Source organism: Vreelandella vilamensis (assembly GCF_031451755.1).
Classification (GTDB): Bacteria; Pseudomonadota; Gammaproteobacteria; order Pseudomonadales; family Halomonadaceae; genus Vreelandella; species Vreelandella vilamensis.
Window position 1 is genome coordinate 74,698 of the sequence record NZ_JARWAN010000012.1, and the last position, 21,443, is coordinate 96,140.

Annotated in this window: 19 protein-coding genes, 1 tRNA gene and 1 pseudogene; 9 read left to right on the forward strand and 12 right to left on the reverse strand. The window is 54.8% G+C overall.

The window, feature by feature from the left end:
• Positions 1-58 precede the first annotated feature (58 nt).
• From QC823_RS08985 to QC823_RS09015, 7 genes and pseudogenes are all read right to left on the reverse strand, one after another.
• A tRNA-Ile gene (locus QC823_RS08985) sits at positions 59-135 on the reverse strand.
• A gap of 75 nt (positions 136-210) precedes the next feature.
• On the reverse strand, positions 211-1,413 hold the full coding sequence (trpB, locus tag QC823_RS08990) for a tryptophan synthase subunit beta (RefSeq protein ID WP_309656008.1): 1,203 nt from the start codon (positions 1,411-1,413) through the stop codon (positions 211-213).
• Between the two features lie 80 nt (positions 1,414-1,493).
• Positions 1,494-2,162 carry an alpha/beta hydrolase gene (locus QC823_RS08995; RefSeq protein WP_309656009.1) on the reverse strand — a complete coding sequence of 223 codons (669 nt, stop codon included), beginning with the start codon at positions 2,160-2,162 and terminating at the stop codon, positions 1,494-1,496.
• 69 nt (positions 2,163-2,231) lie between these two features.
• Positions 2,232-2,869 (reverse strand): annotated as a pseudogene (locus QC823_RS09000) (SLC13 family permease); the annotation flags it as partial.
• Between the two features lie 204 nt (positions 2,870-3,073).
• A complete protein-coding gene (locus QC823_RS09005) occupies positions 3,074-3,277 on the reverse strand; it encodes a cold-shock protein (protein ID WP_009101184.1) in 204 nt (67 codons plus the stop codon).
• Positions 3,278-3,463: 186 nt separating this feature from the next.
• A complete protein-coding gene (locus tag QC823_RS09010) occupies positions 3,464-5,116 on the reverse strand; it encodes a GMC family oxidoreductase (protein ID WP_309656010.1) in 1,653 nt (550 codons plus the stop codon).
• A gap of 21 nt (positions 5,117-5,137) precedes the next feature.
• Positions 5,138-6,661 carry a CoA-acylating methylmalonate-semialdehyde dehydrogenase gene (locus QC823_RS09015; protein ID WP_309656011.1) on the reverse strand — a complete coding sequence of 508 codons (1,524 nt, stop codon included), beginning with the start codon at positions 6,659-6,661 and terminating at the stop codon, positions 5,138-5,140.
• A 147-nt stretch (positions 6,662-6,808) separates the two neighbouring features.
• On the opposite strand from QC823_RS09015, the gene QC823_RS09020 reads away from it, so the two are divergent.
• Positions 6,809-7,717, forward strand: coding sequence for a LysR family transcriptional regulator (locus QC823_RS09020; protein WP_309656012.1), 909 nt, complete (start codon positions 6,809-6,811; stop codon positions 7,715-7,717).
• A 240-nt stretch (positions 7,718-7,957) separates the two neighbouring features.
• A complete protein-coding gene (gene msrA / locus QC823_RS09025; RefSeq protein WP_309656013.1) occupies positions 7,958-8,596 on the forward strand; it encodes a peptide-methionine (S)-S-oxide reductase MsrA in 639 nt (212 codons plus the stop codon).
• Between the two features lie 22 nt (positions 8,597-8,618).
• On the opposite strand, the gene QC823_RS09030 is transcribed toward msrA, so the two are convergent.
• Both QC823_RS09030 and QC823_RS09035 read right to left on the reverse strand, forming a co-directional pair.
• Positions 8,619-9,092, reverse strand: coding sequence for a phosphatidylglycerophosphatase A family protein (locus tag QC823_RS09030; protein ID WP_309656014.1), 474 nt, complete (start codon positions 9,090-9,092; stop codon positions 8,619-8,621).
• Positions 9,092-9,868: a tellurite resistance TerB family protein gene (locus tag QC823_RS09035; protein WP_309656015.1), complete on the reverse strand. Its 777-nt coding sequence runs from the start codon at positions 9,866-9,868 to the stop codon at positions 9,092-9,094. Before QC823_RS09035 ends, QC823_RS09030 begins: the two co-directional genes overlap by 1 nt.
• Before the next feature lie 228 nt (positions 9,869-10,096).
• Between QC823_RS09035 and QC823_RS09040 the strand changes: the two genes are divergently transcribed.
• The 7 genes from QC823_RS09040 to QC823_RS09070 all read left to right on the forward strand — a co-directional run bounded on the left by QC823_RS09040 (position 10,097) and on the right by QC823_RS09070 (position 17,880).
• On the forward strand, positions 10,097-10,972 hold the full coding sequence (locus QC823_RS09040) for an AEC family transporter (protein WP_309656016.1): 876 nt from the start codon (positions 10,097-10,099) through the stop codon (positions 10,970-10,972).
• 39 nt (positions 10,973-11,011) lie between these two features.
• Positions 11,012-12,160 carry a PQQ-dependent sugar dehydrogenase gene (locus tag QC823_RS09045; protein ID WP_309656017.1) on the forward strand — a complete coding sequence of 383 codons (1,149 nt, stop codon included), beginning with the start codon at positions 11,012-11,014 and terminating at the stop codon, positions 12,158-12,160.
• 266 nt (positions 12,161-12,426) lie between these two features.
• Entirely contained in the window at positions 12,427-13,629 is a 1,203-nt protein-coding gene (locus QC823_RS09050) for a quaternary amine ABC transporter ATP-binding protein (RefSeq protein ID WP_309656018.1), read from the forward strand.
• Positions 13,629-14,462, forward strand: a complete 834-nt coding sequence (locus QC823_RS09055; RefSeq protein WP_309656019.1) for an ABC transporter permease — start codon at positions 13,629-13,631, stop codon at positions 14,460-14,462. Before QC823_RS09050 ends, QC823_RS09055 begins: the two co-directional genes overlap by 1 nt.
• Positions 14,463-14,716: 254 nt before the next feature.
• Entirely contained in the window at positions 14,717-15,595 is an 879-nt protein-coding gene (locus tag QC823_RS09060) for a glycine betaine ABC transporter substrate-binding protein (protein ID WP_309656020.1), read from the forward strand.
• Positions 15,596-15,685: 90 nt separating this feature from the next.
• Positions 15,686-16,105, forward strand: coding sequence for a universal stress protein (locus QC823_RS09065; RefSeq protein ID WP_309656021.1), 420 nt, complete (start codon positions 15,686-15,688; stop codon positions 16,103-16,105).
• 107 nt (positions 16,106-16,212) lie between these two features.
• Positions 16,213-17,880, forward strand: coding sequence for a BCCT family transporter (locus tag QC823_RS09070; protein ID WP_309656022.1), 1,668 nt, complete (start codon positions 16,213-16,215; stop codon positions 17,878-17,880).
• A gap of 161 nt (positions 17,881-18,041) precedes the next feature.
• Here the strand turns inward: QC823_RS09070 and QC823_RS09075 are convergent, their stop codons facing one another.
• From QC823_RS09075 to QC823_RS09085, 3 genes are all read right to left on the reverse strand, one after another.
• Positions 18,042-18,773, reverse strand: a complete 732-nt coding sequence (locus QC823_RS09075; RefSeq protein ID WP_309656023.1) for a 3'-5' exonuclease — start codon at positions 18,771-18,773, stop codon at positions 18,042-18,044.
• On the reverse strand, positions 18,773-20,686 hold the full coding sequence (locus tag QC823_RS09080) for a DUF294 nucleotidyltransferase-like domain-containing protein (RefSeq protein ID WP_309656024.1): 1,914 nt from the start codon (positions 20,684-20,686) through the stop codon (positions 18,773-18,775). Before QC823_RS09080 ends, QC823_RS09075 begins: the two co-directional genes overlap by 1 nt.
• A 195-nt stretch (positions 20,687-20,881) precedes the next feature.
• Positions 20,882-21,271: a DUF4168 domain-containing protein gene (locus QC823_RS09085; RefSeq protein WP_309656025.1), complete on the reverse strand. Its 390-nt coding sequence runs from the start codon at positions 21,269-21,271 to the stop codon at positions 20,882-20,884.
• Positions 21,272-21,443 lie beyond the last annotated feature (172 nt).

Below are 21,443 nucleotides of genomic sequence, written 5' to 3' on the forward strand. Positions count from 1 at the left end.
GAAAAGGCGAGAAAAAAACCAGTGAGATTGGTAAAGAAGGGATATTCCAAGGGAAAGATGGTGGGCCCAGTGTGACTCGAACACACGACCAAGGGATTATGAGTCCCCTGCTCTAACCAACTGAGCTATGGGCCCGTAAAGCGCGGCTATGATAGCGGAAGACGGATAGCGAGGCTAGCCCCTATTTACCATCCGCCTTGGTAGATTTCGTTACAGCCCGAGGTAATTAGCAACGTAATCGGCGTCTTTATCACCTCGCCCGGATAGGTTCACCAGAATATGCTGATCTTTTGGCAGTTTCGGTGCCTCGCGCACAGCCCATGCCACGGCATGAGCACTCTCCAGCGCAGGAATGATGCCTTCGACCCGCGAAAGTGTGAGAAAAGCGTCCAAGCATTCACTGTCGGTCGTACTTTGGTAGTCGACCCGCCCCACGTCCTTAAGATAACTGTGCTGCGGCCCTACGCCGGGGTAATCAAGCCCCGAGGCAATCGAATGTACGGGCATGGCATTTCCGGCCTCGTCTTCTAGCACGTAGCACGCCATGCCGTGGATCTCACCAGGCTTACCCAGCGTCAGTGTGGCGGAGTGGCGTTGGGTGTCGAGCCCTTCGCCCGCCGGCTCAACGCCCACCAGGTGAACGCTTTCGTCATTCAGGAAAGCAGTGAACATACCAATAGCGTTGGAGCCACCGCCTACGCATGCAGTGACATGATCAGGAAGGCAGCCATGGCGTTCAAGGAACTGGCTGCGCGACTCACGCCCAATCACCGACTGAAAATCACGCACCATTTTGGGAAATGGGTGCGGCCCCACCACCGAGCCAATGGCATAGATGAACTGCTGCGGATCCTTAAGGTACTCTTCAAAGGCGCTGTCCACTGCATCCTTGAGCGTTGCCGTACCTCGCGTGACGGGAACGAGCTTACAGCCAAGAATCTTCATCTTGGTAACATTGGGATGTTCTTTCTCGATGTCCACTTGCCCCATATGGATCTCGCAAGGAATCCCTACCAGCGCACAGGCGGTCGCCAGGGCCACACCGTGCTGACCAGCACCGGTCTCGGCAATCACCTTGGTCTTGCCCATGAACTTGGCCAGTAGCGCCTCGCCCAAGCAGTGATTGATTTTGTGGGCACCGGTGTGGTTCAAGTCTTCACGCTTAAGGTGAATCTGCGCGCCGCCAAGCTGCGCAGAAAGGCGCCGGGCATGAAAAATCGGACTGGGCCGACCGACGTAGTCGGCTAAAAGCTCAGCTAGCGCCTGCTGAAAGTCCTCGCGATGGCGAATCTCCTCATAGGCAGCGTCGATATCGTCCATTACCGCCTTAAGCTCAGGCGGGATATGCTGCCCGCCAAAGCGACCAAAGTAGCCCTGAGCATCAGGAAGGTTAACAAAGGGGGAGTGACTCATCGCATTTCCTTAAGGCAAACAAAATCTTAAGGCAGTTTGCCCGACCACTTCGACGCTGTCGAGACGACCTTGGGCGAGGCCTACGGTGCCAAGCGTTCGCTTAACCATTTACCGATATCTTGCACTTGCTGAGGGCAAAGCGCGTGCGCCATGGCATACTGGCGATAATTGACCGGGTAGCCAAGCGCTTTAACCTTATCAACCCCCGCGCGCCCAAGTGTTTCCGGCACGACGGGGTCAAAATTGCCGTGATGCACCTCAATGGGAATAGCGCGATTCGCCTCGGCGAGCTCGATGCTGTCCGCGGTGGCAAAGTAAGTCGACATCGCCAAAAGTCCGCCTAGCGGTTGTGGAAAAGAAAGGGCCGCATGATAGGCAACAGCGCCGCCCTGCGAAAAGCCGGCCATGATAATCCGACGGCTATCGATGCCTTGATCAATCTGCTCTTCCATCAGCGCTTGAATGTGCTCGGCAGACTTTTTTAGCTGTGCTTCATCCACCCGGCGCCCTAAGTCCATCGAAAGAATGTCATACCATGCAGGCATGACCATGCCGCCATTGACGGTGACGGGTAAGCGCGGCGCATGAGGCATGATGAAACGCACGTTCGCGTTTTCGGGCAGTGAGAGTGCTGGCACTAGCGGTTCAAAATCATGACCGTCAGCCCCTAGACCATGAAGAATAAAAACGCAGGCATCTGCTGGTTGGCCACTTTTCGGTTCAATAATCAGTTCGCCTGATTCATTCATTAATATCGTCCTTACAAATAAAAGCGATACCCTAGCGCAAAGCAACGCTTACAGCGAGACATTGCCAGCTTAAAAAGGCCAAATCAGCGGAATAAGCGTTAGTGCAATCGCGCCGGTAAGTAGGTTCAAGCCACCGCCAACGCGCAAAAAATCGCTAATACGGTAACCACCTGGGCCGTGAACCATTAAGTTGGTTTGATACCCAATCGGAGTTAGAAAGCTTGCGGAGGCAGCAAACATCACCGTCACCACATAGGGCATCGGGTTGACGCCCAAGCTTTCCGCTGCCGCCATGACCACCGGAAATCTCAACGGCTGCTTCGAAGGTACCTACCAATACTAACCGATCCCCTGCTTTTAACCGCTCCCCTGCCACCCCACACTAACCGCGTTACCGGCACACTCAATTTCGACCAGAAATAGTTCATGCAAATGGCGCAGACTCACTCCTTCTACCGCGTGGTCAACAAACACCCCCACAGGGTCGACTTCCATTTCAATGGTGAACTCGCGGAGTTGGGCAAATGCTTTTGCCATGCCATCCCGCAAAGGTAGCAGACGCGGCCCCAGAAAGATTAAATAGATAAGCCCGGCGACGGCGACAAGGATACCCACCCAGACCAAATCAAACAGCCCCATAGCAAAACTGGATAGCGCTCGACCAGCAAACCATGCACCACCAAGTTAGTGCTGGTATCAAATATTGTGCTGTCTCGCAGATATTCTAAAAAGTTATTTTTATAAACATATTAATTTAAAAAATAAATATACGATTTGCGAGAAGCGAGATAAGGATAAAAAGGGCTAATTTGGTTGCATAGCTGATTGCATAGAAACAAAAAACCCCGCGCTTGGCGGGGTTTTTTAGCATGCTAGCATTAGGTGCTAACAGCGAACATCAGAGTGTCTAATTATAGAACTTTGATGTTAGAAGCCTGAAGGCCTTTTTTACCCTGGGTGACGTCGAAGGAAACCTTCTGGCCGTCTTGCAGAGTTTTGAAGCCGTCAGCTTGAATCTCGGAGAAATGTGCGAACAGGTCGTCGCCATTGTCGTCAGGAGAAATGAAGCCGAAGCCTTTAGTGTCGTTGAACCACTTTACAGTACCAGTTGCCATGATCGAAGTCCTCGATTTAGCGTATTTAAAGCCGGGTAATACCCGAGTTGCAGTGGGCAGAACAAGAAACTTTCACCAGACTCAACGCTAAGCGTTTTGATACTGCTGACATCGTTCGACTTGCTAACCTACTGCGCTTATCTTGCGCTTAAGTGCAGCGCACGTCAACACTATTTTGTAAATATGTCAGGACGATGACATCTCCAACATCCAACCCGCCGCCTTCTCGGCGATCATCAGGGTGGGCGAGTTGGTATTGCCACTGGTGATCGTCGGCATGATGCCCGCATCCACTACGCGCAAGCTTTTTACGCCGCGCACGTTAAGCTTTGAATCCACTACTGCCATCGGGTCATCGTCTCCCCCCATCTTTGTCGTTCCCACCGGGTGAAAGATAGTCGTGCCGATATCGCCGGCCAGTTTGGTCAGTTCGTCGTCGGTTTGGTATTCAAACCCCGGTTTGTACTCTTCCGGCTGATATTTGGCAAAAGCGTCCTGCTTGGCAATCTTTCGCGTGACGCGTAGCGAATCCGCCGCCACTTTACGGTCTTCCGGTGTGCTCAGGTAATTAGGCGAAATCGCGGGCGGTGCCTTGGGGTCGCCACTTTTGATGCGCACCGTGCCTCGACTGGTGGGATTTAAGTTACAAACACTCGCGGTGATTGCCGGAAAGTTATGCAGCGGTTGACCGAAGGCATCCAGGCTTAGCGGCTGAACGTGGTATTCGATGTTGGCGTGCTTATATTCCTCTGAACTGCGGGTAAAAATACACAGTTGCGACGGTGCCATGCTCATGGGGCCGCTGCGTTTTAATACGTACTCAAGCCCAATCTTGGCTTTACCTATCAGCGAATTGGCCATGGTATTGAGCGTTTTGGCACCCTTCACCTTATATACCGAGCGGATTTGCAGGTGATCCTGAAGGTTTTCGCCTACTCCCGGCAGGTCTGCCACCACATCGATACTGTGTTCGTTCAAAAGCGCCTTTGGGCCAATGCCGGAGAGTTGCAAAATCTGCGGTGAGCCGACTGCGCCTGCGCTTAGCGCCACCTCTTTATTTGCCTTAACAGTCAGTGTTTCACCGTCCCGCTCAAGCGCTGCCCCTATGCAACGCGGCGTGTCGGCCTCGCGCTCAAACAGCAGCCGATTGACGTGGGTTGAGTGCCAAATGGTGAGATTCGAGCGCTTTTTTGCGGGCCTTAAAAACGCTTTAGACGTATTCCAACGCCAACCGCTGCGCTGATTGACTTCGAAGTAATCGACACCCTCGTTATCGCCACGATTGAAATCCTTGGTACGTGGAATCCCCGCTTGAACCGCCGCTTCGGCAAAATCGTCCAGCACCTCCCAGCTCAAGCGTTGCTTTTCGATACGCCATTCGCCGCCATGCCCATGGTAACGCCGGTGCTCCTCATCAGCGTCGCCGCCGGTATCTAAGCGACAATGATCTTCGTGCTTCATGAAGTCAGGCAAGCAGTTTTCCCAACGCCAGGCGTCGTCGCCGGTCATCTCCGCCCACTGATCATAATCGCGTGCCTGGCCGCGCAAATAGAGCATGCCATTGATGCTGGAGCAGCCGCCTAATGTCTTACCACGCGGGTAGATAAGCGAGCGGCCATTGAGGCCTTGATCCGGCTCGGTGCGAAAGCGCCAGTCAGTGCGCTGGTTGTTGATGCAGTAAAGATACCCCACTGGAATGTGAATCCAGTGGTAGGAATCCGGCCCACCCGCTTCGATCAGCAGCACCCGGTTAGCCGGGTCGGCGCTTAGCCGGTTGGCCAGCAGACACCCTGCGGTGCCTGCCCCAACTATAATGTAGTCAAACGTGTGTTCCGCCATGGCATGCTCTCCCGGCCAGCCTTATTTATGCGTCGGCATGGCAAACTCAGCGCCCGCATCGATCGTGTCTGACCAGCGCTGCATGATGGACTTCTGCTTGGTATAAAAGCGTACGCCCTCTTCGCCGTAAGCATGCGTATCGCCGAACAACGAGCGCTTCCAGCCGCCAAAGCCGTGCCACGCCATCGGCACCGGAATCGGCACGTTGATGCCCACCATGCCCACCTGAATACGGCGGCCAAACTCGCGGGCCACGTTGCCGCTTTCGGTAAAGCAGCTAACGCCGTTGCCAAACTCATGGTCGTTGATCAGCTGAATAGCGGTCGCGACATCGGGCACACGCACGCAAACGAGGACTGGGCCAAAGATCTCTTCTTTATAGATGGTCATCTTGGAGGTCACGTGGTCGAACAGCGTACCGCCCATCCAGAAACCCTCGCCACAGCCTTCGCCGGTTTGCGAGGCATCGAATGTGCGGCCATCAACCACCAACTCTGCGCCTTCTTCCTCGCCTTTGTTGATATAGCCGGTAATCCGCTCGTGCGCTTCCCGGGTCACGATCGGCCCCATTTCCGCATCAAGCTGCATACCGTCTTTTACTTTCAGCGCTTTGGCACGTTCTGCCAGACGCGGCACGATTTTATCCGCCACATCACCAACAAGGACCGCGACGCTGATCGCCATACAGCGCTCGCCGGCTGAACCGTAAGCCGCGCCGATCAGTGCATCAACGGCCTTATCTTGGTTGGCATCCGGCATCACCACCATGTGGTTTTTCGCCCCGCCCAGCGCCTGCACCCGCTTGCCGTGCTTGGCACCACGCTCGTAAATGAGGTTGGCAATCGGTGTGGAGCCAACAAACGATAACGCCTTCACGTCAGGGTGATCGATCAGCGCTTCAACGCTCACTTTGTCGCCCTGCACCACGTTGAATACGCCATCGGGTAGCCCGGCTTTTTTGAGCAGATCGGCGATCAACAGCGAGGCGCTTGGATCAAGCGGGCTGGGCTTTAAGATAAAGGTATTGCCGGTGGCGATGGCGACCGGGAACATCCACATCGGCACCATGACAGGGAAATTAAACGGCGTAATACCGGCGACGACACCAAGGGGTTGGCGCATGGTCCAGTTATCGATACCCGTTCCTACCTGATCGGTGTAGTCACCTTTTAAAAGCTGCGGAATTCCGCAGGCAAATTCGACGATATCAATACCACGCGCCACCTCTCCCTGCGCATCGGTAAAAACCTTGCCGTGCTCTTTGGTGATGGCCTCGGCAAGCTCATCCTTGTGCGCGTTCAAAAGCTCCAAAAAGCGGAACATGACCCGCGCACGGCGGATCGGCGGGGTGTCCGCCCAGGCGGGAAACGCGGCTTGCGCGCTCTCGACGGCCGTATTGACGTCCTGGGGCGAGGCCAGCGCGACTTGGCCGGTGACTTGTCCGGTGGCAGGGTTAGAGACCGACTGCGCGTTACCGGACTCACCTACCGCCGTTTGGCCGTTGATGTAATGCGGGACGGTGTTTGGATTCGCCGTGCTGGTCATGGGGCACCCTTTATAAGAAGAATAAAAGTCAGACTGTATGTAGTGCTAGGGTAACGCCCTTTAAGCACGAAGCAATTGAGTCTTTCTAAACGTGGGTATAATGTTTCTAAATATCACTTGCGAAAGATCACGTGCGGGAGAGGCATCATGCAAGAGTATGCGATGCTGCGGGCGTTTGTGGCGGTCGCGCGGACGGGCAGTGTCTCGCGAGCAGCCGCACAGCTGCACCTGACACAGCCCGCCATCAGCCTAAAGTTGAAGCAACTTCAGCAACGCCTAGGGCTTACGCTTTTCCACCGCCGCCCCCAAGGGCTTACGTTAACCCTCGACGGTCGCGCGTTATTGCCAGCCGCCGAAAAAGCCCTGGCCAGTGCCCACGCCTTTGAGCAAACGGCCAGCCAGCTACACACAACGGTGCGCGGACAGTTGAAAATTGGCACCATCGTCGATCCGGAATTTATTCGTTTGGGCGCCTTTTTGCGCCGCTTGATGCAAGGCGCACCGCAACTGGAGACCGAGCTCCACCACGGCATGAGCGGCAGCGTTCTGGCGCGCGTTGAACATGGCGAACTCGACGTCGGGTTTTACCTCGCGCCGCCCGGTGAAGGCCCAGGCGCATCGCATCCAGCACTTGCCTTTCGCGAACTTACCCACTTTCACTACCACGTCGTGGCCCCGCCCGGTTGGGAGTCGCAGCTGACCGATACGCGTTGGGAAGTGCTGGCGGCGCTGCCGTGGATCGTCACCCCGGCGGTCTCGGTTCACCACCGGCTACTCGACAACGCGCTACGTGAAAGCGGCGCTACACCCAACCGGGTTGCCCAGGTCGATCAAGAAGCCTGCATGCTCGATTTAGTGCGCGCAGGCGTCGGCCTAAGCCTCGCCCGCGATGCCCTTGCCATGACCGAGCGCCAAGAAAGCGGGCTGGCGGTAGCGGACGATGTGCGCCTTCCCTGCGCGCTCAGTTTTATCTGGCTGCGTGGGCGCGAAAACGAGCCTGCACTCCACATAGCACTTGACACCCTAGACGAGGTATGGCCATCGCGTTTGACGTGAATTTGCCGCTACCGTTTCCCATAGCGCTGAGAACACCCAGCAGGCGGAGCATAAGAGGCCTGATTGGGTCTTTCGTGCTCGAAGAGTCAGAACGGCGCACGATGGTGCCAGCGTAACGCCGCACAACTTTTACAAAAATCAACCTCCATGTGAAAACAGAATAAAAAATGGGAACCTGTCGGCGGTTAAATTTTCTACAGATGAGTTATTTATTGGACTCACACAACGCGTGGAGTGTTTATGTCGCTTTTGACAGGTTTTCGCCCCCTAACGCTTATGGTTGCCGCGGCAGCAGGTAGCATGAGTTTTTCTCTTGCTGCCGACACCGATGCCAACACTGGCTCAACAGCCCAGGCCATTTTCGCCGGCGGCTGTTTTTGGTGCATGGAGCCACCCTACGACCGCCAGCCTGGCGTCAGTGCCACCATATCAGGCTATATTGGTGGCGAATTAGAAAACCCCACCTACGAAGACATCACTGGCGGCGACACCGATCACGCCGAAGCGGTGAAAATCGAGTATGACCCCGAAGAGATCAGCTACGCGCAGCTGTTAGACATTTTTTGGCGCAATATCGACCCGTTCGCCGAAGGACGGCAGTTTTGCGATGTAGGCAGCCAATACCGTTCGGCGATTTTCTACCGCAATGACGAACAACGCGAACTGGCCGAAGCGAGCAAGGCGGAAATGGAGGCACGCTTTGAGCGCGATATTGCCACCGAGATCGTCCCTGCGGATACCTTCTGGGAGGCCGAGGATTATCACCAAAACTATTACGAGCGAAACCCTGTTCGCTACAAGTTCTATCGCTTTAGTTGCGGCCGCGATGGCCGCTTAGAAGAGATATGGGGCGAGGAAGCAGGCGGCCCAACGTTCTAACCCGCATCTTTCAAACCGGGCACTAAACGAATAAATAACGCCGCCACAGATAAAGCCCTAACGCCACTACCAGCCACGTCGCAATGGCGGCCACCGTGTCATCCAACACAATGCCAAAGCCGCCGCTGACAAGCTCCGCATAGTGAATCGGCGGGGGTTTTAAGCCATCAAAGAAGCGGTACACCGCAAACGCCAGCGCCATGCCCAACGGATGGCGCAGTGCCCGCAAGCCCATAACCGCAAGCGGGAAGGCAACGATTTCATCGAGCACAATGCCACCGTGATCGCTGCCGGCAAACTGCGCGGACGCAAAGTGACACACCGGCACGGCAAGCACTAACAAAAGCGCGGTAACGCCCGCGTGCTGCGCAAGGGGCCGCCCCAATAGCCACCACGCCAAGGGAACTCCCAACAACGACCCGACCGTGCCTGGTGCGATAGGCGAAAGCCCGGCACCAAAGCCCAGGGCAAACCAAAGATTAAGCGTCTCTAGCATTAGCCGGCGTCTCGCGCTTGGCGTTCAAGTTCGGCGGTCATATGAGTCGGTAGATGAAGGGCATTGGCCAGCTGATCCAACCAGGCGCGCTCCATGGGGTTTTGTTCGTCGATCACCGCCACACTCACCAAGTACATTTCGCGGGCCGCCTGGGGTGAATCCGCCTCCCGCGCGAGCGCCTGGGCATTCAGCGGCGCTTGAAGCTGCTGTTCGACCCAGCGGTGCATCTCTTGATCGGCGCCTAGCGCGTCGATTTGCTGGGTAATCAGCATTTGCTCCTGTTCGTCGATATGACCATCAGCGCGGGCGGCCATGATCATCGCCTGCAAAAGCTCCAGGCTGCGCCGCTCCTGCAGCTCGCCGCTGAGCACTTCCACTCGATCGCCTTCGTTTACGTCTTGCGTCTGCGGGCCGTTTTTCTGCTGAGAGCTTTGTTGAGAGTTTTGTTGAGAGCTCTGCCACGCTTTCCACGCCAGCACCCCGACGCCGGCGATCGCGCCGTATTTGAGCGCCTTGCCGCCGAGTTTGCGCCCACGCTTGGAGCCCACCAAAAGCCCCATCGCGCCGCCGCCAAGCAGGCTTTTCATATCAAAGCCGCTACTCGATCCGCTCGATTTTTGATGATCACCTGTATTTTGATGACCACTCGGCGCTTGGCTACCGCCGCCAAACTGTTTTGACAGGCCACTGAGCATCCCTTGCACATCGACACCGCCAGTTTTTTGGCTACCACCGGCCTGCTGCATTAATTGCTGCAGAATTTTGCTTGCATTCACTTTCTACCTCCTCGCCTTTTGCGCGCTTAACGATATCACCACGATCTGCCCGACTCGCTTGAAGCAAAGCGGTTATACCACCGCTTCACCTCCCAAGCACCTCAGCGGTTACGCCAACCTCATTATATCAGCACTGTTGCATCAGCACTGTTGCATCAACACAAGGGCATCAGCAAAATAGCTCGCCTCGTCATCTCTTGCCCGCTGTTGCCCGCGCTGGGAGGCGCCATGTTTGCCGAACTTTTTGCCGTCATGGCACCTGTTCTCGCGGGTGCTGGGCTGGGTTTTACTTGGGTGCGTTTAGACCACCCTTACCCGGTCGATTTTGTCACTCGCCTGGTGTTTAACATCGGCACACCTGCCCTTGTATTGGCCTCCCTCAGCGGTGCGGAAATCGACGCCAGCACCTTTGGGCGCACGATGTTGGCAACTGCCTTGGTGATTATTAGCATGGCCGCCGCAACCTTTATCGTCGCCAAGCTGTTACGCCATGATTGGCGCGTGTTGCTAGCGCCAATGATGTATCCCAACACCGGTAATATGGGCTTGCCCGTGGTGCTTTACGCGTTTGGCAGCGCGGGTTTTGCCTACGGTATTACCGTGATGGTGACCGTCTCCCTTTTTCAGTTCACTCTTGGCACTGTTCTCGCAAGCCGAGGCAATCCTCTCAAAGCCTTAGCCAAAACCCCCACGGTTTACGCCATTGTGATCGCCATGGCGTTGTTGCTCACCGACACGGCACTTCCGCTATGGCTCGCCAACAGCGTAGATTTGATGTCCGGTTTTACCGTACCGCTGATGCTCATTACTCTCGGCGTATCACTTGCTAGCATTCAAGTGAAAAGCCTCCGCTCGGGTATCAGCTTCAGCCTCGTGCGGATTCCCCTTGCCGCGACCGTCGCCTGGCTGATTGGTCAAGCGCTTGGCCTTCCGCCGATGGCACAGAGCATTTTGGTGTTGCAAATGAGCATGCCGGTGGCGGTGTTCAACTACCTGTTTGCGCAAAAATCGGGCCGCGAACCCGCTTACGTGGCGAGTCTTGTCTTTTGCTCAACGCTGCTGGCACTTATCTACTTGCCGGTGCTGCTAGCGTTTTTGATGTGAACTAGGCTAAAGGGCACTCATCGCTGACAGGAGAGTGCCATGTTGTCCCGCACGTTAATCACTCCATGCTTGATTATCGCCGCCACACTGCTGACTACCCAAGCGTATGCCAACGACCCGATCGCCACGATAGAAAGCGACCACTTGACGTTTCACATCGAGCGCGTCGCCGGCAACCTTGAGCACCCGTGGTCGGTGGCATTTTTTCCCGATGGGCGCTATCTGGTCAGCGAGCGCAGCGGCAACTTGCTCCTTGTCGAAAAAAACGGCGATAGACAAGTCCTCCCCGGATTACCCAGCGTTAGCACACGAGGCCAGGGAGGCCTGTTGGACGTGTCACTGCATCCACGTTTTGGTAGCGCAGGCGGTGAGCATGATTGGGTCTATTTCACCTGGAGCAAGCCCGACGGCAATCAAAGCCGCACGGCGCTCTCGCGGGGCAAGTGGCAAAGTGAGTCCCTCACCGAGGTTGAGCTTGTGTTTGAGCAAGACCGTGCATCATCGCCCGGCCGTCATTACGGCTCTCGCCTTGCCTGGCTACCCGATGACACGCTGCTGATGAGCATTGGGGATCGCGGCCGCGACCCAAGCCGCGCCCAGGCGCGCGACGACCACGCGGGCTCCACGCTACGCTTAACCGCGACTGGCAAGGTACCTAGCAACAATCCATTTATTGATGACGCCACTACGCTTGATGAGATTTACACCCTGGGCAATCGCAACATTCAAGGCATGGTAGTGCGTGAAAACGGCGAGCCGTGGGTCTCCGAGCACGGCCCGCGCACCGGCGATGAGCTTAACTACCTACAGGCAGGGGAAAACTATGGTTGGCCCAAGGTGAGCCGCGGCAACGATTACGCCACCAATGAGCCGATTGGCGTGGACTCTCTCCCCGGTATGGTCGACCCTGTTTATGTTTTTACCGGCCGTTTTGCGCCGTCCGGCCTCGCCGAAGTGACGAGCAGCGACTTCGCCGCCTGGCGAGGAGACTTGCTCGCTGGCGGCCTTGCCAGTGAAACGTTGATCCGATTGTCGCTAACGGGCCAAGAAGTGACTCAAACAGACGTCCTACTTAAAGGGCAACTGGGGCGAATTCGCGATGTGCGCCAATCGCCTGAAGGCGCGATTTACCTGCTAACGGATGAAAGCCCAGGAGCGCTCTACCGTTTAAAAGCGCAAACCGAGTAAACGCTAACGTCTCCCCCTCATGCTGCATAGTTACAGAGTGCATCGTTACCTTTAGTAGCAGCACAAACGTGGCACTTTGTGGAAGTTTGTCACTTTTTATGTATAATCACCGATAATAGTTTTCTCAAAACTTCATGCCTTTTTACTTATGGTTGATTAATAATACGACGCTAGCCTTCTCAAAGGTTAGCGTCGATTATTTGCGGCTTGATGGCCACTCATCGACCAAGGCATGGCTACTTTTCTACTTATTAAAGGCATAGCCGATGGACGAGACACGTAACGTCAAAATTCAGGTGCGCGGCTTAAGCAAAGTCTTTGGCAAGAACCCTAAAAAGGGGCTGGAGCTTCGCAACGAAGGCCTTAAGCGCCCGGAAATTTTCGACAAAACCGGCCTAACCCTCGGCCTTTCAAACATCGACTTTGATGTGTACGAAGGCGAGCTCTTAGTGATCATGGGGCTATCTGGCTCCGGTAAATCCACGTTGATCCGCTGCCTCAACCGCCTGATTGATACCACCGAAGGCGAGATCATCATTGATGGCGAAAATATTCCCTCGTTAAGCGAGAAAGAGCTACTCGATTGTCGCCGCCGTCATTTTTCGATGGTATTCCAGAACTTTGCGCTTTTCCCCCACCGGACGGTACGGCAAAACGCCGAGTTTGGTTTAGAAATCCGAGGTGTCGATAAAACCGAACGGCAAAAAATCGCCCAAGACTCCCTCACGCAAGTGGGGCTTGAAGGCTGGGAAGACGCGTACCCCGATCAGCTATCGGGCGGTATGCAGCAGCGTGTAGGGCTTGCGCGTGCGTTGGCTAACGATGCCAGCGTGTTGCTGATGGATGAAGCCTTTTCGGCACTCGATCCGCTCATTCGTAAAGACATGCAAGAAGAGCTCATTCAGCTGCAGGCCAGAACGAAGAAAACCACGGTATTCATCACCCACGATTTGGACGAAGCGCTGAACATTGGCGACCGTATCGTACTGTTGAAAGACGGCGAGATTGTGCAAATCGGCACCCCCGAGGAAATTCTCACCAAGCCTGCTGATGACTACGTGCGGCGCTTTATCGAAGGCGTCGACATGTCGCGCATTCTTACCGCCGAAAATGCCATGCGCAAAGTACTTTCTACCGCGCGTGAAGGTGACGGCCCACGCACGGCATTGCGCAAAATGCGCGATAACAGCATGGACTCCATCTACGTAACCGAAACCAACCGTAAGCTAGTGGGGCTTTTGGAAGTCGATGCAGCCAGCAAAGCCATCGAGGACGGCGCCGAGGGTATCGCGAATTATTTAACCCAAGATTTTCGCCGCGTAACGCCGGACGAACCGCTGCAAAACCTGTTCGCGATGTTTAGCGATAAAAGCTTCCCCATTGCGGTGGTTGATGAAGAACAGCGGCTACTTGGCGTTGTGGTGAAAGGCGCCGTCTTAGACGAACTGGCACGCGCAGGAGAGAAATAATGGAAATCACACGTATCCCACTGGGCGATTGGATTGAAGGCGGCCTAAACTGGCTCACCACTGAATATTCGGTCGTCACCCGGGCTATTTCTCGTGTTACCCAAACCGGTATTGAGGCGTTAAACGACGGCCTGATGTGGCTACCCGAATGGGCGTTAATGGCGCTTATCGCTCTCTTATGCTGGCGCGCTTCCTCATATCGCCTCGCAATCGGCGCGGTAGCGGGACTGGCCCTAATTTGGAATCTTGGGCTCTGGAACCCAATGATCGAAACGCTGACGCTAGTGGTGATCGCCACACTCGTCGCCATCGTGATTGCGATTCCGGTCGGCATTGGGGCCGCGCTCTCCCAACGACTTTATCGTGGGGTCATGCCGATTCTCGATTTTATGCAGACCATGCCCGCGTTTGTTTACTTGATCCCGGCAATTCCCTTTTTCGGCATTGGCTCGGTATCGGCGATTTTTGCGACGGTGATCTTTTCCATGCCGCCGGCTATCCGCTTCACCGCCCTGGGTATTCGCCAGGTGCCGGTAGAGTTGATTGAAGCGGCTGACGCTTATGGCTCTACGCGTAGCCAAAAACTCTTCAAGGTTCAGTTGCCGCTGTCACTACCAACGGTGATGGCAGGGGTTAACCAAACGATCATGTTGGCACTCTCGATGGTCGTTATTGCCGCGATGATCGGCGCCGATGGTTTGGGCAGTGAAGTCTGGCGCGCTATTCAGCGCTTGCGCCCAGGTGACGGCTTTGAGGCGGGTATCGCCGTGGTCATTTTGGCCATGCTACTAGACCGTTTGACGCAATCACTACGCCGGACACGTGCTAAGTAATAGCGCTCCTCTTCTCTCGCGTTTTCGCCATCGTGAGCACGCAGATGTAAAAAACCCGTTGATACAGCCCCTTGATCAGGGGCTTTTTTACAACCATGCTAGAAAGGCAATGCGCAATCAGGCGCCTTTACATTACTTACCTAGCGTTAGTTCTTAGCATGAGCTCTTGGCATAAGTTCTTGGCATGAGTCCTTGAAATGAGTTCTTAACAGTTCGTAACGCATATGACGATCAACCCAAAGAAGGACCACTAGATGAAAAAGCACACACTCAATCAACACGTTCGTTTCGCTTCGCTGGCGCTAATGGCCAGTGCTGGCCTCGCTGTCGGCAGCGCTGCACAGGCAGACGACCACAACAGCATTAACCTGGCCTATGTCGAGTGGTCATCCGAGGTAGCTTCCACTAACGTCATTGCAGCTGTCCTTGAGCAGGAAGGCTATGACGTTGACCTAACATCGCTTTCTGCAGCGGCGATGTTCCAAGCCCTCGCCTCGAGTGATGCCGACGCGATCGTCGCGGCTTGGCTACCCACCACGCACGCCGACTACATGGAGCGCCTTGGTGGCGATGTTGAAGACTTAGGCGTTAACCTCGACGGCACAAAACTTGGGCTAGTCGTACCGGCTTACGCTGACGTTGACTCTATTGCCGATCTTAACGATCACGCTGATAGCTTTAATGGCGAGATCATCGGTATCGACCCCGGTGCTGGCTTGATGAGCCTCACCGAAGAGGTTGTGGATACCTATGACCTTGACTTGCAGCTGCGCAGCGGCAGCGGTGCTACCATGACGGCAGCTCTGGCGAGCGCCATTCGAAACGAAGAAAACGTGGTTGTCACCGGCTGGACACCGCACTGGAAATTTTCCCGCTGGGATCTGAAATACCTTGAAGACCCGAAAAATGTCTATGGCGGCGCTGAGCAGATCCATACTATAGTTCGCGAAGGTTTGGGCGACGACATGCCTCGCGCCTACGCCATCTTGGACGCCTTTGAGTGGACGCCTGAGCAAATGGGTGAAGTCATGCTCATGAACCAGGAAGAAGGTGCAGATCCCTACGAAAACGCCAAGCAGTGGGTTGAAGATAACCAGGATATCGTCAATGGCTGGATCAACGGCGAGTCGTAAAATCGGTTAAGCCTAAGGTTAAGCGGCCGCACGTTTGGTGCGGCCGCATTAGGGAAAGGACTATCACCTAAAACAGCTAAGGAGTTTTGCATGTTTAAGCATATTATGGTGCCAATTGATTTGGCACACATCGACGTGCTGGAGCCATCACTCGATGTTGTTGCCGATATGGCCAAGCACTACGATGCCAAAATCACCTACGTTGGCGTCACCTCCAACACCCCCAACAGTGTTGCGCGCACCCCGGATGAGTACGAGCAAAAACTCGACGCATTCGCACAAAAACGCCATGGCGTTCACGGGCAACCCGTGACGGCTAAAGTGTATGGCTCAACAGACCCGGTGGCGGATCTTGATGATATTTTGGTGAAAGCGGTTGACGAGCTTGGTGCCGACCTCATTATTATGGCCACCCACTTGCCCAAGAAACTAGACGCCGTCATGCCCGCCCACGGTGGCAAGATTGCCACCCATACAGATGCCTCTGTTTTCCTGGTAAGACCGCATTAACGCGTATTTTGCAATTTGCGTTTAACGGCGCACGCTTTTTGAACTGACCTTTGCGCCAAAAAGCGCCAAAAAAGCAATGTAAACTTATCGCGCTACGGAGATATCTCGTGGAAAAAAACACACAACAACCTGAAGGCGACACAAAGTCGTCAGAGGGTATTCCAGCGCCGGAAGGCGCCGTAAACTTAATTGATACCGATTATGTGATCGGTCAGGACAACATTACCGCCTCCCCATTGGGGATCGACGTGGACCTTCATGGCAAGGTCTTCTTGTTTTCCTCGATCGTCATCTTGCTGTTCGTAATCCTGACACTGGCTTTGCAAGACCAGATGGAACCGATTTTCAACAGCATGTTCAGCTTTCTGACCACTAATCTGGGATGGTTTTTCCTGCTCGGTGCCAACGTCTTCGCGCTCCTGGCGCTGGTGCTGATCTTTACCCCGCTAGGCAGGGTGCGCATCGGCGGGGCTGATGCCAAGCCGGATTTCGGCTATGCGGGCTGGTTCTCGATGCTGTTCGCCGCCGGCATGGGCATCGGCCTGATGTTTTATGGCGTCTCTGAACCGCTAGGCCACTATGGCACTGCCATGGGCGGTATCAGCATGGGCGAGGATGGCATACGCACCGATTGGGCTCCGTTAGGTGCAGCCGCAGGAGACCAGGCGGGTGCCATCGACCTAAGTATGGCCGCCACCATCTTCCACTGGGGCTTTCACCCCTGGGGTGCCTACGCCATTGTTGGCCTGTCGCTGGCGATTTTCGCTTTCAACAAGGGTCTGCCGCTCACCATGCGCTCCATCTTCTACCCGATTCTGGGTGAGCGTATTTGGGGCTGGCCAGGTCACTGTATCGACATCCTAGCGGTGTTTGCCACTCTGTTTGGCCTGACCACTTCGCTGGGTATCGGCGCCACTCAGGCAGCCGGGGGCCTTGAGTATCTGTTCGGCATCCCCGCCGGCGAGACCACTCTGGTGTTCCTGATCATGGGTATCACCCTCGTCGCCCTGGGCTCGATCATGCTCGGTGTGGACAAGGGTGTGCAGCGCCTGTCCCAGCTCAACATGGTGCTCGCCGCGCTACTGCTGCTGTTCGTGATCATCGTCGGCCCAACGCTGATGATCGCAACTGGCATCGTCGATAGCCTAGTGGGCTACGTGACCCACTTACCGGCGCTCTCCATGCCGTTCGGACGCGAGGACGCCAACTTCAGCCAGGGCTGGACAGCCTTCTACTGGGCCTGGTGGATTGCCTGGTCGCCCTTCGTCGGCATGTTCATTGCCCGCGTTAGTCGCGGCCGTACTGTGCGTGAGTTCTTGATCTCGGTGCTGCTGGTGCCAACCATAGCCTCGGTGGTGTGGATGACCGCCTTTGGCACCACGGCCATCGACCAGGTGGTCAATAAAGGGGTCACCGCAGTGCAGGATGCCACCCTGGAACTGCAGCTCTTCGTCATGCTGGAGCAGTTGCCATTAACGGCCATCACCTCCTTCGTCGGGATCACGCTAGTGATTGTGTTCTTCATCACCTCGTCCGACTCCGGTTCACTGGTGATCGACTCGATCACCGCCGGCGGCAAGGTAGACGCACCCAAACCACAGCGTATCTTCTGGGCGCTGATCGAGGGGGCACTGGCCATTGCGCTGCTGCTCGGTGGCGGCCTCGCTGCCTTGCAGACGGCAGCCCTCACCACCGGGCTGCCCTTCACCCTTGTGCTGCTGGTGGGCTGCTACGGCATTGTCAAGGGGCTGATGAGCGAGCCACGCGCCAAGTAGTGGCAACGCCCATGTCGGCGCCGTTTGGCGCTGGCTCGAACGAGAAAGGCGGCCTACGGGCCGCCTTTTTTCGTTTGTGCTTGCCCACTTTCTCTTACTCACCTTCTCTTACTTACTTCCACTGACTTACTCACCTACTTAACCAAACCCGACGACCCCAATCAACTCCACAGCGCGCTCACGGGGGTTGTGGGGCTGTAATGGCTAGCCACCTGCGCCTGCAGCAACTCGGCAGTGGCTAGGGCATCGATCAGCGCGTGATGCCCTGAATAGGCAGGCAAACCGTAACGTTCCCTGCTTGCGTTTAAGCGAATGGAAACAGGCGGCTGCCCGACCCAGCGCCTGAAACGAGCCAGCAGCGACTGACGGTGCAAACGTGCTTCAAGCGACATCGTATCAATCATCGGGAATAACACGCCTTCACCGCGCCTCGCTTTGACGGCGGCATCCAAAAATGGCCTTTCGATATTGCGAAAGTGCACCACCACCAGCCGCCCAGCTAGCATTTCCAATATTGGCGCTAATATCTCATCCAAATCTGGCGCGTGAGCGATTTCTGAATGCGTAATGTGGTGATAGGTCACTGAAGACGCCGAAAGCGGCCGCAGGCTTGGCGGCTTCACCACCCAGTAGCGGCGCTCAGATAACGTGATACGATCCAGCGTAAACGGGACCATCCCAACACTTAAAATGGCATGGCGGCGTTCATCCAGCCCGGTTGTCTCCATGTCCAGCGCCACCATCGGCACTTCGCCGATTGGCGTGTCAGCGGCAGGCAGCGGGGTGTTAAAAAAACGTGCTAGCTCAGGATCATTCGCCGCCTTCGCGCGTGCTTTCATATAGGCGTGCCAATCCGCCTGCGTAATTTTTCTCCTCGGACGAATGCCAACCATTAGCGCCGTCCCTGCTGGGTAGACGGCATTGGGTAACGGAACTTGAGAAATTTCTGCGCGTTACTCAGCACCTGAAAGGCGTCTTTTAAGCCATGGCGTTCATTACTTTCCACATTCTCAGGCTCAATATTATTATCTGGACTGCGCTCCTCTTGCAGATCAATCATCTGGTGACGAATACGCGAAAGGCATAAAAACTCAAGCGCATAGCTCAACTTATCGCTCACCCCGCCGGCAAGCAGCTGTGTATTATTGATCGCCTGCAATCGTTCAAACGAATTTTGCGCTTTGGAGCCACACGCAAGCGCGTGAACACGGATGAGATCAACCATGGGGGCAGTACCGCGGCGCTTTAGGTTGATGGAATTATTGTGTTTGCCATCTTTTTCCATCACAAAGGTACGGAACACCCCGAGCGGCGGCGTACGATTGAGCGCATTACGACCTAGCGCAGCGAGAAATAGCGGTGATTTGGGCGCTTGGGTCGCAATGAGATCTTGTAACTCCTCAATAAACACGTCCTCACCGTAAACGCTGTCGAGGTCAAAGAAAATTGAGCTATGCAGCAGCTTTTCCGGGGTGGGGTTGGTCATCCAATCCTGGAAATAGCGCTTCCACACTTTCAGGGGCTGACGCCACTTGGTATTGGTCGCCATCACATCGCCTTTGCAATAGGTATAACCACACGCATCTAAGCCATCGCTGACAAATTTTGCCAGTTGGTAGAAATAATCATCATGCTGTTCAGGGTCGAAAGTGTCCGAAAGCACAAGCGCGTTGTCCTGATCGGTCACAATGGTTTGTTCATTTCGTGCCATCGACCCATTGACCATGTAGCAATACGGCACGGGCGGTGGTCCGAGCGACTCCTCAGCAAGCTCTAACAAGCGGCGCGTGAAGCTTCGACCGATAGTGGAAAGCGCACTGCCGACCATCTGCGAATTAGCGCCTTCCTCTACCATCCGCACAAAAGCCGCTCGGACATCAGGCGCTAAACGCGCTAATCCATCCACACTCGATTGGTTAAAAATATTGCTAACCAAGTACAAGCCGCTGTGAGTTTCGTAACGAATAATATCCGATAGATGCACCACCCCGACGGGGCGCTGGCGATAGAGCACCGGTAGGTGGTGGACATTATTGCGCAGCATGATCAGCATCGCTTCGTATATCGACACATCCGATTGCACGGTGATCAACCGCGGCGTAATCACTTGCTCAATGGGCGTAGAAGGATCAAGCCCCTTTGCCACGACGCCCGTACGAAAGTCACTGTCGGTCATGATGCCGTACATCTGCCAGGTCTCACCTTCGCTATCCTTAAAGCTGTAGCGCGGATCGTCGCCACCTCGCTTAAGCACGAGAAGTGCCGATGCTTGGGCTTCACTCATTTGTTGAGCGGCCTTCTGCACGGTCGTGGTGATTTCCACCATAACGGGGTAGCGCGATAGCAATTTGCGAATCCGCGTGACCATCATGTCATTGGATTTTTTTTGTTCTTCGGCAGCACTCTCCAGCCGCGGCCTTTCTAACTCCACAAAATCCGCAAAGTGCTCATCTTCTTCACACAAACGCTGAAATACCGCCTCAGGAATGAAGTAAATTAGCGTATCTTCAATGGCTTTAGCCGGAAAACGCACACGGTGGCTGCGTAGCAAGCTGAAGTGGCCAAAAATATCGCCTTCCCCCAACCGGTTATAGAGCTCGCCTTGACGGCGATACACTTCGACGGCACCACTGCGGATATAACACAGCTCATCAACCTGCTCGTTGAGAAGCAAAATGTCACTGCCGTTTTTGAAGTAGCGCACTTCGATAGTTTCCGCGATGGCATCAAGTAGCTCGTCTGACAACGCGTCAAACGGCGGAAACTGGCTCATGTGCTGGCGAATTTCCAGAAGTTCCACGTCCATGCGCTCTCCTTAAAAATGGACCATTATCATCATGCTATTTAGTTTGGAAGGCCTACTGACAAAGGTAAAGCGCGTACAGCAAAAAGCCCGGCACTTTCAATAATGCCGGGCCTTTCATCGCGCTAAAAGCGCTGGCGGGATTCGCTATTTAAGCGAAATCTGACAGACTGAAAGTCTATCAGAGGACAGCCTTTATCAAGACTGCTCAGCCATTTCCTGAACACGCTGCATCATTTCAGGATTTTGCTGAATTGTTTGACCAATCGCATTAAAGGTATCGACGTCTAGGCCGCTATCTTCCACGATTTCGATCATTTTGTCGTTGGCTTCAGAGCGCACTTCTTGCTGCTCTTGCTCACCTTCGGCAGCTTGTAGACGCTCGGTGTACTCTTGAGAAATAACGGCGATTTCTTTCGAGGCGTCAGCAAACTGCTGGAGTTCGTTATCAGAGAAGTCCTGCGCTGGCGCTTGTTGTGTTGCCATGGGATCTTGTGCTGAGTCTTGCGATTGCTGAGCATGAGCCGTTGTAGCCATTAAGCCAGTGGCAAGAAGCGCTGCAGAAAATAGAGCCGTCAAACGTTGCATAGATACCTCTTTGGTTGTGAAAAACAGGTTGTGAAAAATAGGTTTTGAAAAATGGGTCGTAAAAAAAGTGATTGTGAAAAACACGTTGCTATGCAGGTGCGTTGCGAACGTCCCTCTATGATGACTGTGTTCGGCTCAGGTTCAAGTTTTTAAGTAACAGTTTGTAATAAAC